Below are 13,194 nucleotides of genomic sequence, written 5' to 3' on the forward strand. Positions count from 1 at the left end.
GAGCCTGGAGAAACCGCCAATGCACATCGTAATCTGCATCAAGCAGGTGCCGGACTCGGCACAGATAAGGGTCCATCCGGTGACGAACACGATCATGCGCCAGGGTGTTCCGACTATCATCAACCCTTACGACCTGTTCGCCCTCGAAGAAGCTCTCAAACTGCGCGACGCCTATGGTGGCGAAGTCACCGTGCTCACTATGGGTCCGCCCATGGCAGAGGACGCGCTGCGCAAGGCGCTCGGCTACGGCGCCGACCGAGCGGTGCTCTTGACCGACCGCTATTTTGCCGGCTCCGACACGCTGGCGACCTCGTTCGCCCTTTCCCAGGCAATCGCAAAAGTTGGCGAGACGTTCGGCACGCCAGACCTCGTCTTCACCGGCAAGCAGACGATCGATGGCGACACCGCCCAGGTCGGGCCCGGCATCGCCAAGCGCCTCGGACTCCTGCAACTGACCTATGTCGCGAAGATCGCCTCTATTGACCTTGCTGCACGCGAGATCAAGGTCGAGCGCCGCTCCGAAGGCGGCACACAGATGCTGAAGAGCAGGCTCCCTTGCCTCATCACTATGCTGGAAGGCACAAACGAGATCCGCCGGGGCTCGATCCAGGACGCCCTGTGCGCCGCGCGCAGCCAGGTCTTGAAATGGAGTGCCGCCGACGCCGGCATTGAGGATCTCACCAAATGCGGCCTGCGCGGTTCACCGACGGTCGTCAAGCGCGTTTTCGCGCCTCCTGCGCGAGCGGAAAAGGCGGCAAAAATCGACACCGCCGAGATGGCTTTGCGCGATGTCGCTGACGAACTCATCACGGCAATCTTCACCCGCCAGCCGGCATTGGAACATGAGCTCGCCTTCAACGGCGGCGCGTGAGAGGGCAAGGATCAGACGATGTCGAACGCGAACCGAGAAACCCCTCGCCCTGCCGCCGGCCGTGCCGGCATAAAGAAGGAGCTGCCCGCGCATTTCAAGGACTACCGGCACGTTTGGGTTTTCATCGAGCTCGAACGCGGTCAGGTCCATCCCGTATCATTCGAACTGCTCGGCAAAGGCCGCAAGTTAGCAGACAAGCTTCAGGTCCAGCTTGCGGGCGTCGTGCTTGGACCGCCGGGAGAGGCCATCGGGAACGCCGTTGCCGAAGCCTTCGCTTATGGTGCCGACCTGGTCTACATCGTCGAGGAGCCGCTGCTCGCCGACTACAGGAACGAGCCTTTCACCAAGGCGATGACGGATCTGGTCGATACCCACAAACCCGAGATCCTTCTTCTCGGTGCCACCACACTCGGCAGGGATCTTGCCGGCTCCGTGGCGACGACCTTGCAGACAGGGCTCACGGCCGACTGCACCGAACTCGATGTGGATACCGACGGTTCGCTCGCCGCCACCCGTCCGACTTTCGGCGGTTCCTTGTTGTGCACGATCTATACGCTCAATTTCCGCCCCCAGATGGCGACAGTGCGACCGAGGGTCATGCCCATGCCGCAGCGGGCGGATAAACCGGTCGGGCGTGTCATCCGGCACAAGCTCTCGGTAGCCGAGGACGAGATCGTTACCAAAATCCTCGGCTTCCTGCCGGATAGTCAGTCGGCAAAGGCAAATCTTGCCTATGCCGACGTCGTGGTTGCGGGAGGCCTCGGTCTAGGCGCGGCGGAGAACCTGCAGCTTGTGAAGAATCTCGCGCGGGCAATCGGCGCCGAGCATGGCTGTTCGCGCCCGTTGGTCCAGAAGAGCTGGATGCCAGCTGATCGGCAGATCGGCCAAACTGGCAAGACCATCCGGCCGAAGCTTTACATAGCGGCCGGGATTTCCGGCGCCGTCCAGCATCGGGTTGGCGTCGAGGGGGCGGATCTCATCGTGGCCATCAACACCGACCCGAACGCGCCGATTTTCGATTTCGCTCACCTCGGGATCGTCACCGACGCGATCCGCTTCCTGCCCGCACTGACGGAAGCCTTCACCCGGCGGCTGTCGCCCCACAGTCGCGATAAGCTTGCGAGCTAAGGGATGGACATGATTGAGGAACAATTCGACGCCATTGTTATTGGGGCCGGCATGTCCGGAAACGCAGCTGCTTACACCATGGCCAGCCACGGCCTGAAGGTGCTGCAGTTGGAGCGGGGTGAATATCCGGGCTCCAAGAATGTCCAGGGTGCCATCATGTACGCGAACATGCTGGAGAAGATCATCCCGGATTTCCGGGACGATGCGCCTCTCGAGCGGCATTTGGTTGAACAGCGGCTTTGGGTGATGGACGACACATCCCATACCGGGATTCACTATCGGTCGGACGACTTCAATGAGGCGAAGCCCAACCGCTACACGATCATCCGTGCCCAGTTCGATAAATGGTTTTCGCGTAAGGTGCGCGAGGCCGGCGCGACGGTTCTGTGCGAGACGACCGTGACGGAACTCATCCGTGACGCCAAGGACAGGGTGATCGGCGTCCGCACAGACCGGGCCGGCGGGGCCATCTACGCGGACGTGGTCGTCCTCGCAGAAGGTGTATGCGGACTGCTTGGCACGCGGGCCGGCCTGCGCGAGATGCCGAAGCCGCAAACCGTGGCGCTCGCCGTCAAGGAAATGCATTTCCTGCCCGAAGAGGTCATTGAGCAGCGGTTCGGCCTCAAAGGCGATGAAGGCTGCGTGATCGAGGCGGTGGGCACGACCTCCCGCAGCATGGCCGGGCTCGGCTTCCTCTACACCAACAAGGAGTCGATCTCACTGGGCATTGGCTGCCTCGTCTCCGATTTCGCCGCGATGGTCGAGAGCCCTTACGTCCTCCTCGACGCCTTAAAAACCCATCCTTCGATCCGGCCGCTGATCGCCGGCTCGGAAGTGAAAGAATATTCCGCGCATCTCATTCCCGAAGGCGGCTACAAGGCTATTCCGCAGCTCTTTGGCGACGGTTGGGTCGTGGTCGGCGATGCCGCGCAACTGAACAACGCCATTCACCGCGAGGGTTCGAACCTCGCCATGACCTCCGGCCGCATCGCGGCTGAGGCAATCATCGAGGTCAAGAGCCGCAACGGTCCTATGACCAAACGGAATCTCGCCCTTTACAAAGCCATGCTGGACAAGTCCTTCGTGGTCAAGGACCTAAGGAAATACAAAGACATGCCGGCCTTGCTCCACACCAATTCCTGCAATTACTTCACGGCTTATCCGCGGTTGATGTCGCAAGCCGCGCAGAACTTCATGCGTGTCGACGGCACGCCGAAGATCGAGAAGGAAAAGGCGACCACGGCGGCCTTCATCAAGGCGCGCTCGCGCTGGGGGCTGGTCAGCGACGCGGTCCGCCTTGCATTGGCGTGGCGCTGAGGGGAGACGAAATGACGATCGCAGTGACGAAGTCACGTGTCGAGGACAAGCTTTACCAGAACCGCTACTTGGTGGATTCCGGCCGTCCGCATATCAAAGTGCTACCGCACGAGAGGCCAAGCGCGAACTTGCTCGCGCTGACCCACGTCTGCCCGGCGAAATGTTATGAGTTGAACGATAAAGGTCAAGTGGAGATCACTGCCGACGGCTGCATGGAGTGCGGCACCTGCCGGATTTTGTGTGAGACCAGTGGCGAGATCGAGTGGAACTATCCACGCGGCGGTTTCGGAGTCCTCTTCAAATTCGGATGACCGACGCACGCACGTATCAAGAGGGTTAATCTCCCCCTGAGGTCGCGACCAACGCCAAGTCTATCTTTGCTTGAATCGCAACGAAGAGAAGCTCGTGAATACTGTGCTTTCAGAATTCAGACTCAGACACAAAAGGAGGAGCACTCTGGACGACAACCCCTGAGGTGTTTCCATGGCTCACGTACCGCAAGATCGGGTCGACGAGGTAGCACCTCGGGATACCCGCCCTGAACCGCCCATCAAAAGCATGCCCCAAGCAGATATCGCGCTCAGGGGACTCTACGAGATATCGAAGGTGCTGACCGCCCCCAGCGAGCTGGAGATTACGCTCGCCAATGTCGTGAACATCCTGCCTTCGTTTCTGCAGATGCGTCACGGAGCAATCGTCGTCCTGGACGCTGAAGGAGAGCCGGAGATTGCCGCAACTGCCGGCAACACCCACGCACCTCAATCAGGCACTCGCCGCGTCATACCACAGGCCATAACAGATCAAATCGTCGCTACGGGGACGCCGCTCTTCATACCGGACGTTCGCAAGTCCCAACTATTTCAGGCTGACCTTCAAACGTCTTCGAGCAGCGGCACCATCCCGATTGCCTTTATCGGTATCCCGCTAAAGGCTGATCATAAGATCCTTGGGACATTGTCGATCGACCGCGCCGGAGACGGCGCCACCGACTTTCGCGACGACGAGGACACATACTTCCTGACGATGGTCGCCAACCTTGTCGGCCGGACCATCCGTCTCCATCGCACCCTGAGTACAGATCGTCAGCGGTGTGTCCATGAGCAATGGAGACCGGAGAAATCGCCCAACGAGGGGAGGACCTACGACCCTGCCCGGCATGCGGATGCCAAAATCGACGGGATCATCGGGGAAAGCCCCGCACTCAAGCAGGTGCTCGAAACCGTCTCGGTCGTAGCAGGGACCAATTCCACCGTGCTTCTGCGGGGTGAAAGCGGCACCGGCAAGGAATTCTTTGCGCAAGCCATCCATAAGCTCTCACGTCGGAGGAAGAAGTCTTTCGTCAAATTGAACTGCGCCGCACTGTCTGAAAGCGTTCTGGAGTCAGAACTGTTTGGGCATGAAAAGGGCGCTTTCACGGGTGCTATCTCCCAGCGCGCCGGTCGTTTTGAATTGGCAAATGAGGGAACGCTGCTACTTGATGAAATCGGCGAGATTTCGCCGGCCTTTCAAGCCAAACTGTTGCGTGTCTTGCAGGAAGGCGAGTTGGAGCGAGTCGGCGGCACCAAAACGCTACAGGTCGACGTGCGCCTCATATGCGCCACCAACAAGGACCTCGAGACGGCCGTCATAAAAGGGGAGTTCCGGGCCGACCTTTATTACCGCATCAATGTGGTGCCAATTATCCTGCCTCCGCTCAGAGAGCGACCCGGCGATATTCCACGCCTTGCGAACGCCTTCCTCAACCGATTCAACAAGGAGAACGATCGCGCACTCGCCTTCGCGCCGTCGGCGCTTGACCTGATCTCGCAATGCTACTTCCCTGGTAACGTCCGCGAGCTGGAGAACTGCGTCCAAAGGACGGCCACACTTGCGCGTTCAAGGACGATCACGCCATCCGATTTCGCCTGTAAGAAGAGCCAGTGCCTTTCCTGGCTCCTCTGGAAGCGAGCCGACCGCTCGAATGGCGGCAATACCATCGACGATCTCGCACGGGTCAACGCAGTGCCGGTCGGATTGCGGCTGCCGGCCAGTCGCATCGGTGCCTCCGCAGGCAACGTATCTCCCCTTGCGGCCGGCGATCCAAACGATCCCGCTTGTCCCCCGCGTCTGACGGAACGCGACCGGCTGATCGACGCGATGGACAAGGCCGGTTGGGTTCAGGCCAGGGCGGCTCGTATCCTCGGCCTCACGCCGCGGCAAATCGGCTACGCGCTGCGCCGATATGGCATCGAGGTGAAGAAATTCTAGACGTCGTGATGACGTCAAACGTAAGTCCGGAGTAGTCTCCCTCACACCCTTCGCGCCCAAGGCTGGTAGCCTTCGCGACCCGATTTGCTTGTCCACTGTCGGAAGCCCGACAAAGATGTGTCGGAGCAATCCGACGGAATCCGACACGAAAGCCAATTCGTGAACCAAAACCGCTCTTTGAGCTGGCATAGCTCTTGCGGTTTGAACTGCGACATTCACCCAGCAACGGAGCCGTTCGATGTCCGCACCGGCAATTTCGCTTGAGAGCCTCAGCACGACATTCGGTGACCAGTTGCTTGCCACCGTGAAAGCCGGTGGCTGCGCGTCTTCGTCCTGCGGCTCGTCGATAAAGCCGGACGACACGGATCCGGCTATCTGGGAGAAGATCAAGGATCACCCCTGCTTTTCAGAAGAGGCGCATCACTATTTCGCGCGCATGCACGTCGCGGTCGCGCCCGGCTGCAATATCCAGTGCAACTACTGCAATCGCAAATATGACTGCGCCAACGAAAGCCGGCCTGGGGTGGTCTCCGAAAAGCTGACACCCGACCAGGCGCTACGCAAGGTGGTCGCGGTCGCCAACGAGGTGCCGCAACTCTCCGTGCTCGGCATCGCCGGACCGGGCGATGCCTGTTACGACTGGAAGAAGACGAAGGCAACGTTCGAACGAGTTGCCAGGGAAATCCCAGACATCAAGTTTTGCATCTCCACGAATGGGCTCGCGCTGCCGGACCATGTCGATGAGCTTGCCGACATGAATGTCGATCACGTGACGATCACCATCAACATGGTCGACCCTGAGGTCGGTGCAAAGATCTATCCTTGGATCTTTTACGACCATCGCCGCTACGTCGGCATCGAAGCCGCCCGGATCCTGCACGAGCGGCAGATGTTGGGTCTGGAGATGCTGACCGCGCGCGGCATCCTCACCAAAATCAATTCAGTGATGATCCCCGGCGTGAACGATGAGCATCTGATCAAGGTGAATAGATGGGTCAAGGAGCGAGGCGCGTTCCTGCACAACCTCATGCCGCTGATTTCGGACCCGGCGCACGGCACGCACTACGGACTGAGCGGGCAACGCGGCCCAAACGCAATGGAGCTGAAGGCTCTTCAGGATCGTGTCGAAGGCGGCGCCCAGTTGATGCGCCACTGCCGGCAGTGCCGGGCAGATGCCGTCGGCCTGCTCGGAGAGGATCGTGGCCAGGAATTCACAGTCGACCGGATTCCCGGCGAGGTCACCTACGATGCCAGCAATCGCAAGGCCTATCGGGAGCTGGTCGCGGAGGAGCGCCGTGATCACGTGGCGGCTAGGAGAGAAGCGATCGGATTGGTCAAGGCAGCGAGCCCCGGCAAGTCCCTTCTCTTCGCGGTGGCGACCAAGGGCGGCGGCCGCGTAAATGAACATTTCGGCCATGCGAAGGAATTCCAGGTTTATCAAGCCTCGCCGAGAGGGATCAGTTTTGTCGGGCATCGGAAGGTGGAGCAGTATTGCCTCGGCGGCTGGGGCGGAGAAGCCGCCCTCGATGGCGTCATCGCAGCGCTTGAAGGCATAGATATCGTGCTGTGCGCCAAGATCGGAAACTGCCCGCAGGATCAGCTCGCCGACGCTGGAATCCAAGCCACCGACGCATATGCCCACGACTATATCGAGACCGCAATCAGCGCGATTTATGCCGCCGCGTGTGGGACCCCCGCACTCTCGGCGACGGCCTGAGCTGTCTCATTCATTCGGACCAGGAGTTAAAATGGCTTTCAAGATCATCGCATCCCAATGCACCCAATGCGGCGCCTGCGAATTCGAGTGTCCCTCCGGCGCGATCAAGTTCAAAGGCGAGAGCTATGTGATCGAGCCGCAAAAGTGCACCGAATGCGAGGGGGTCTTCGATGCGCAGCAATGTGCCTCGGTATGCCCGGTGCCGAAGACCTGCGTTCCTGCGTGACGAACATTGGGCTGCCGACATGGTCGGGGATGCCTTCGCAGGACGCCTGGAACGCCTTTGTTCACAATCTGCAGCCTCAAGAGAAATCAGGGAACGGACATGTCGCTCGGACGCGAAGAGGAGGTCGAAATCCGCAGGCCTCCACGATTCATGCCGGGAGAGCGGGTACGTGCCACTCGCCACATAAAGAATGACGGCACCTATCCTGGCAGGGAGATCGGCGAAAATCTCGTGCGGAAGGGCGACGAGGGATATGTGCGCGACATTGGCACCTTTCTCCAGCAGTTCTTCATCTATGCGGTCGAATGGATCGACCGTGGCACGGTCGTCGGCATGCGAGCGCGTGAACTGATGAGCCTCGACAAAGCCGAGGCGCCCTGCAGTGCTGAAAGCAATACCAATGAAGGGACGGCCAGATGAAAGTCATGATCCGCAGGACCGATGCTGGCTTGTCGGCGTATGTCCCCAAAAAGGACCTTGAAGAGCCGATCATCAAGCTCGAGAAGGAAGAGTTGTGGGGCGGAACTGTGACGCTCAGGAACGGGTGGCGGCTCCTCCTCCCCGATCTTCCACGGGATACGCGTCTGCCGATCACCGTCGAGGCAAGGAAGGTTTCCGAAGAGGACTGATGCTGCCCCTTGATAAGGTGCGTCGCGAGGAAACGAGCATGAACACGATCCTGACATCGGGCCACCTCGTCATCGTGCGGGACAGTTTTGCCGAAAAGCTGCTTGACCTGGCGAAGGAAGCGCTCGCCGCCGATGAGGTGATCCCCTATCTCGGTCCGGGTCTTCTTGGGTTCAACTGTGCGGAACCGCCTGTGCCGCATACGCCGGAGCTCGTTGCCGCGGCACTCAATGCGCGGGCGCCAGCCCCTTCCAGGATCCGCACCAATATGTGGTCGGTTGCGCAGTTCATCGAACAGCGCCGGCATCGCCGGACGCTTCAAGCTTGGATGACCGACATATTCGCAGCGCCGGTGCCCCCGACCCTCCTCCACGCCTGGCTCGCAAGGCTGCCGCTCTCCCTCATCGTCGACAGCTGGTACGACGGCGCGATGCGCACGGCTCTCGTAGAGACCGGCCGAACCGACGTCGTTGAGATACAAGGCGTCACGCGGGCGAACGAAATCGGTAACATTTGGACGAAAACCTACGATTTGTCCGGGAGGGAACTCGACCCCCGATCGGGGGCAAAGACGGTTCTCTATACACCTCACGGGAGTATTAGGCCGGCGCAAAACTTTCTCGTCGCAGATTCCGACTATGTCGAAGTCCTGACCGAAATCGATATCCAGACACCGATCCCAGACGTGGTGAAGGAAGGGCGCATCACCCGTGGATTTTTCTTCGTTGGCTGCCGCTTCAACGATCAGATGCTGCGCACCTACGCCAGGCAGATCATGAAGCGCTCCCGAGGTCCACATTGCGCGGTAATGGACGCGGAAACGCTGACCAGAAACGAAGCGCGTTTCCTTGCGGCAAGCGGAATCACGGTGATCGACATGCCAGTAAGTGAAGCCGCGGCTCGGCTTATAGGAACGGGCACTGCTGCAGGTGGTGGACAGGATTAACAATGGCGGGCCCCTTTGATGATTGGTCCTTCGGCTTGCCTCGAAGGCGCAAAATGCAGTCGGGAATACACCCGTGAGCAGTGATGCTATCGGCAGCGCAACGAACGCTCTGAATCCGTTGACCCATGTGGAAGCGGCGCGCTGGGGCCGGGATTTGAGTACGCTGTTGCGCATCACGCGGATGAATTTGCGGCATCCCTGGCAGGTCGCCTTCGCTATGGGCTCGACGATCATGGCGGCAATCCTCCAGTTGCTCATTCCCCAGCTGCTCGGCCGGGCTGTCGACCAGACCCAGACAGCCATCGGGGGCGGTGTCGCGGGGACCGCGGCAGGACAAGCGCTCTGGATTCCGGCTCTCCTGCTGCTCGCCGTCAGCGCGCTACGCGGCCTTTTCACGATGGCGCTGAACTATTTTGCCGAAGCCGTCGGGCATCATGTCGCGTACGAACTGCGGCTCGCCTACTACGACAAGATCCAGCGTCTCAGCTTTTCCTTTCACGACCGGGTCCATTCAGGCGATCTGATCACCATCGGAATGCTCGATCTCCAAGGCGTGCGGATGTATTTTTCCACCGCGCTCGTTCGCGTGGTCCTGCTCACCATGCTGATCGGGATCGGCGCCTACATGATGATCTCGACCGATCCCATGCTCGGACTGGTCGCGCTGAGCTTCGTGCCTTTTGTCGCCTGGCGCTCATCGGCCACACAGCTTAGGCTGCGCGCCACCTGGCTCGACCTGCATGAGCGGCTTTCGGTACTAAGCCGCGTGATGGAGGAAAACCTCGCAGGCATCCGCGTGGTCCGCGCTTTTGCGGCTCAAGCCTATGAGATGCAGAAGTTCGACGGCGCTTCCAAGAACGCGCTCGACCTCGCCAACGACCGCGTTGACATCTACGTGCCCAGCACGTCGGCGATGACCTTGTCCTTCTTTTTCGCAATGGGATTGGTGCTCTGGATCGGTGGCAGCAAGCTCGTCGCTGGCGAGATCAGCGTCGGAACGGTGGCGACCTTCCTGACCTTCATGACAATCCTGCAAATGCCAGTCCGCCAGATCGGCCTCATGGTCAATGCCTTTGCCCGCGCTTCTAGCTGCGGTTCGCGGCTTTTCGGTCTCCTCGACCAGGAGATCACAATCAGGGATGCTCTCGAGGCCAGACCGCTCGAGATAGGCGACGGCACTCTGCGCTTCCACAATGTCTCGTTTGCTTACCCCAGCGCCGAAAACCGCGCCATTCTGAAGAACCTCAGCTTTGAGGCCCGTAGAGGCGAGACGATCGCGATCGTCGGTCCGCCGGGTTCGGGCAAATCGACGATGGCTCATCTGGTCCCCCGCTTTTACGACGTGACCGGTGGCGCCATCATGCTGGACGGCCAGGACATTCGTAATGTCACCCTCGCGACGCTTCGCAAGGCGGTCGCCGTCGTACAGCAGGATGCATTCCTATTCACCACCACGATCGAGAACAACATCGCTTATGGCGATCCCTGGGCGAAGAGACAGCGAATCGAACGCGCTGGCGAATTTGCCCAGCTCCACAACTACATCCTCGGGCTCCCAGCAGGCTACGAAACGGTCGTGGGCGAACGCGGCGTCTCTCTCTCTGGCGGCCAGCGCCAGCGTCTCACGATTGCTCGCACCATGATGCTGCGCCCCTCCGTCGTCGTTTTCGACGACTCAACGGCGGCGATCGATGCCGGCACCGAGCAGCGCATCCGCGCGGCGATGCGGCGCTTCGCCAACGATCGGGTGACGATCATCATCGCGCACCGGCTGAGTGCGCTTATGCATGCCGATCAGATCCTTTTTGTCGATAACGGCGAAATCGTAGAACGCGGCACGCATCAAGAGCTTTTGGCGAAGCGGGGACGCTACAGGGCCCTTTACGATCTCCAGACGCGCCCGGGTGATGACATTATGACCCAGTATGGGGGCGCCCGCTGATGGCGCAGCGCCGCGCCGGCGAACTCGAAGCCGAACGTGACGACGGCAGACGCCCTCCGCGCGCGGTTGTCGGCTCGCACCGCATCGAGGAGGAGATGTTCGGCCGGGCTTTCGACAAGAGCATCCTCCGGCGCATCTGGGCCTTCGTCCGTCCCTATCGGGCCAGGGTAGTCATCACGATTGCAGCAATGCTGATCTTCACCGGGACGCAGCTTCTCATCCCGTTGATCATCCGCTACGCGATCGACCAGGGCATGAACCCGGCAAGGACCGATCGCTCAGCCCAGCTTGCGGCCGTCGGCGCGTTCGTTTTGGCGATTTTGGTCAATTTCGCTGCCGGCTACATGCAGGAAACCGTGGTTGGGAAAGTGGCCGAAACTGTCCTGTTCGACATCCGCCGCGCCATGTTTGGCCATCTGCAGAAGGTTTCGCTCTCCTTCATGGACAAGACCGAGGTCGGACGCCTCATGTCGCGCCTGCAAGGCGACGTCAACTCCATACAGGAATTCCTCGAAACCTCGGTATATTCCGTAGGCGATGTTGCGCTTCTCTTCGGCATCGTTTTCGTAATGCTGTGGCTCGACTTCCGCCTCGGCCTCCTAACGCTCTCGGTTCTGCCGGTCCTGGTGATCGTCCGCATTGTTTGGCTGCCGCGTGCCCGCGCCGCCTTCATGGCTGCACACGAGACTAATTCCATCGTCAACGGCGCGCTGGCCGAAGCCATTCACGGCGTGCGCACCGTCCAGTCCATGGACCGCCAGCAGGTGAATTTCATTCTTTTTGACGACAAGGCCCATGCCAACCTCAGGACACACCTGATCGCTGCCAAATATGCACTGGTCATGGTGCCTATCGTCGATGGCCTCACCGGACTCGCCATGGCCGCCGTTATTGTGGTCGGCGGCTCGATGGTCATGAATGGCCGCATAGATGTGGGGGTTTTGGTTGCCTACCTGTTTTACATCCAGCGCTTCTTTGACCCGATCCGCTCACTCACCCTGCAATATTCGATCATGCAGCGCGCCATGGCCTCAGGCAAGCGCCTGACCGATGTGCTCGACGTCAAGATCGATGTTCAGGACAAACCCAATGCCGAGGTGCTTTCGCCCGAAATGGACGGCTCGGTCGAGTTCAGGGACGTCACCTTCGGCTACAATCCGAACCATTCGGTGCTGAAAAATGTTTCCTTCCGGGTCAATCCCGGCGAGACGGTCGCACTGGTCGGGCCGAGCGGTTCTGGCAAATCGAGTGCGATGGCCCTGGTCCACCGCTTCTATGATGTTCAGCAGGGCCAAGTGCTGGTCGGCGGAATAGATGTGCGCGATCTCACCCAGGAATCGCTCGGCCGCCAGGTCGCCATGGTGCTGCAGGAGCCATTCCTGTTCACCGGGACGGTCTTCGAGAACATTCGATACCACAAGACAGAGGCCACGCGAGACAAGGTGATGGAGGCGGCCAAGGCGGTCGGCGCCCACGACTTCATCATGAGCCTCGCCGATGGGTATGAGACCCAACTTGGCGAACGCGGCGACAACTTATCTCTCGGCCAGCGCCAGCTCATCAGTTTCGCTCGCGCCCTCGTCGCCGACGCCAAGATCCTCGTGCTCGACGAAGCTACCGCCAACGTCGACAGCTACACGGAAATGCAGATTCAGAAGGCTCTGATAAAGCTGCTTGAAGGCCGTACTGGCCTCGTGATCGCCCACCGTCTTGCCACGATCCGGGGTGCCGACCGCATCATCGTGCTTCAGAATGGCCAAGTTATTGCGACTGGCAACCACGATCAGCTAATAGCCACAGGGGGCCTCTATTCCAAACTCTACAATCTGAACTACGCCTCCTTCGACGACATTCCCGAATACGATACGACCGTACAAGCAGGCTCCCAGACCTGACGTCTTGCCGGCCTTGTGGTACTGGCATTGACTCGGGCGTGCCGGACACTCAGGCCGCCGCAGACGAGGAAGCAGGCAGCATTCATGAAAAGCACTCGCGCAGATCGTGAAGACCGGCTGCGAACGATTTCCTCCAGCATCGTTATCCGACCGCGGTGCACCCCGCGACATCGGGCGAACTCGCTCCAGGTGGGTAAGCGCGTCGCTGATCCCCTACGGATTTGGGCTTGACGCTTTTCGGAATCGCCAGGGCATGAGTTCCTCGATCTGGCTCTGCG

General features: G+C 60.1%; 12 protein-coding genes. All 12 read left to right on the forward strand.

Annotated elements, in window-relative coordinates; all coding sequences use genetic code 11:
• Nucleotides 1-19 precede the first annotated feature (19 nt).
• The 12 genes from NKJ72_RS29085 (at nt 20) to NKJ72_RS29140 (ending at nt 12,916) form a co-directional block, all read left to right on the forward strand.
• The gene (locus NKJ72_RS29085) at nt 20-871 is read left to right on the forward strand and encodes an electron transfer flavoprotein subunit beta/FixA family protein (protein WP_352480508.1); all 852 of its coding nucleotides are present in this window, start codon (nt 20-22) and stop codon (nt 869-871) included.
• A gap of 18 nt (nt 872-889) precedes the next feature.
• The gene (locus tag NKJ72_RS29090) at nt 890-1,999 is read left to right on the forward strand and encodes an electron transfer flavoprotein subunit alpha/FixB family protein (RefSeq protein ID WP_352480509.1); all 1,110 of its coding nucleotides are present in this window, start codon (nt 890-892) and stop codon (nt 1,997-1,999) included.
• 9 nt (nt 2,000-2,008) lie between these two features.
• A complete protein-coding gene (locus tag NKJ72_RS29095) occupies nt 2,009-3,316 on the forward strand; it encodes an FAD-binding protein (protein ID WP_023678244.1) in 1,308 nt (435 codons plus the stop codon).
• A gap of 11 nt (nt 3,317-3,327) precedes the next feature.
• A complete protein-coding gene (locus NKJ72_RS29100; protein WP_352480510.1) occupies nt 3,328-3,627 on the forward strand; it encodes a ferredoxin family protein in 300 nt (99 codons plus the stop codon).
• Between the two features lie 172 nt (nt 3,628-3,799).
• The gene (gene nifA, locus NKJ72_RS29105) at nt 3,800-5,563 is read left to right on the forward strand and encodes a nif-specific transcriptional activator NifA (protein ID WP_352480511.1); all 1,764 of its coding nucleotides are present in this window, start codon (nt 3,800-3,802) and stop codon (nt 5,561-5,563) included.
• Between the two features lie 238 nt (nt 5,564-5,801).
• On the forward strand, nt 5,802-7,280 hold the full coding sequence (nifB, locus tag NKJ72_RS29110) for a nitrogenase cofactor biosynthesis protein NifB (RefSeq protein ID WP_352480512.1): 1,479 nt from the start codon (nt 5,802-5,804) through the stop codon (nt 7,278-7,280).
• Between the two features lie 31 nt (nt 7,281-7,311).
• The gene (locus tag NKJ72_RS29115; protein ID WP_023678248.1) at nt 7,312-7,506 is read left to right on the forward strand and encodes a 4Fe-4S dicluster domain-containing protein; all 195 of its coding nucleotides are present in this window, start codon (nt 7,312-7,314) and stop codon (nt 7,504-7,506) included.
• Between the two features lie 99 nt (nt 7,507-7,605).
• Nucleotides 7,606-7,926, forward strand: coding sequence for a nitrogen fixation protein NifZ (locus tag NKJ72_RS29120; protein WP_031256099.1), 321 nt, complete (start codon nt 7,606-7,608; stop codon nt 7,924-7,926).
• A complete protein-coding gene (gene nifT / locus NKJ72_RS29125) occupies nt 7,923-8,135 on the forward strand; it encodes a putative nitrogen fixation protein NifT (protein WP_023678250.1) in 213 nt (70 codons plus the stop codon). Before NKJ72_RS29120 ends, nifT begins: the two co-directional genes overlap by 4 nt.
• Before the next feature lie 38 nt (nt 8,136-8,173).
• On the forward strand, nt 8,174-9,079 hold the full coding sequence (locus NKJ72_RS29130) for an SIR2 family NAD-dependent protein deacylase (protein ID WP_352480513.1): 906 nt from the start codon (nt 8,174-8,176) through the stop codon (nt 9,077-9,079).
• 73 nt (nt 9,080-9,152) lie between these two features.
• Nucleotides 9,153-11,021: an ABC transporter ATP-binding protein gene (locus NKJ72_RS29135; RefSeq protein WP_352480514.1), complete on the forward strand. Its 1,869-nt coding sequence runs from the start codon at nt 9,153-9,155 to the stop codon at nt 11,019-11,021.
• Nucleotides 11,021-12,916 (forward strand): ABC transporter ATP-binding protein, encoded by a 1,896-nt coding sequence (locus NKJ72_RS29140; RefSeq protein ID WP_352480515.1) that lies wholly within the window; start codon nt 11,021-11,023, stop codon nt 12,914-12,916. The genes NKJ72_RS29135 and NKJ72_RS29140 overlap by 1 nt, the downstream gene beginning before the upstream one ends.
• Nucleotides 12,917-13,194 lie beyond the last annotated feature (278 nt).

Source organism: Mesorhizobium sp. M0045, from assembly GCF_040323385.1.
Classification (GTDB): domain Bacteria; phylum Pseudomonadota; class Alphaproteobacteria; order Rhizobiales; family Rhizobiaceae; genus Mesorhizobium.

Excerpts from the sequence above, each read along its gene's own strand:
- NKJ72_RS29085 (WP_352480508.1), top strand. The coding sequence starts at position 20 with ATGCACATCGTAATCTGCATCAAGCAGGTGCCGGACTCGGCACAGATA.
- NKJ72_RS29090 (WP_352480509.1), top strand. The coding sequence starts at position 890 with ATGTCGAACGCGAACCGAGAAACCCCTCGCCCTGCCGCCGGCCGTGCC.
- NKJ72_RS29095 (WP_023678244.1), top strand. The coding sequence starts at position 2,009 with ATGATTGAGGAACAATTCGACGCCATTGTTATTGGGGCCGGCATGTCC.
- NKJ72_RS29100 (WP_352480510.1), top strand. The coding sequence starts at position 3,328 with ATGACGATCGCAGTGACGAAGTCACGTGTCGAGGACAAGCTTTACCAG.
- nifA (WP_352480511.1), top strand. The coding sequence starts at position 3,800 with ATGGCTCACGTACCGCAAGATCGGGTCGACGAGGTAGCACCTCGGGAT.
- nifB (WP_352480512.1), top strand. The coding sequence starts at position 5,802 with ATGTCCGCACCGGCAATTTCGCTTGAGAGCCTCAGCACGACATTCGGT.
- NKJ72_RS29115 (WP_023678248.1), top strand. The coding sequence starts at position 7,312 with ATGGCTTTCAAGATCATCGCATCCCAATGCACCCAATGCGGCGCCTGC.
- NKJ72_RS29120 (WP_031256099.1), top strand. The coding sequence starts at position 7,606 with ATGTCGCTCGGACGCGAAGAGGAGGTCGAAATCCGCAGGCCTCCACGA.
- nifT (WP_023678250.1), top strand. The coding sequence starts at position 7,923 with ATGAAAGTCATGATCCGCAGGACCGATGCTGGCTTGTCGGCGTATGTC.
- NKJ72_RS29130 (WP_352480513.1), top strand. The coding sequence starts at position 8,174 with ATGAACACGATCCTGACATCGGGCCACCTCGTCATCGTGCGGGACAGT.
- NKJ72_RS29140 (WP_352480515.1), top strand. The coding sequence starts at position 11,021 with ATGGCGCAGCGCCGCGCCGGCGAACTCGAAGCCGAACGTGACGACGGC.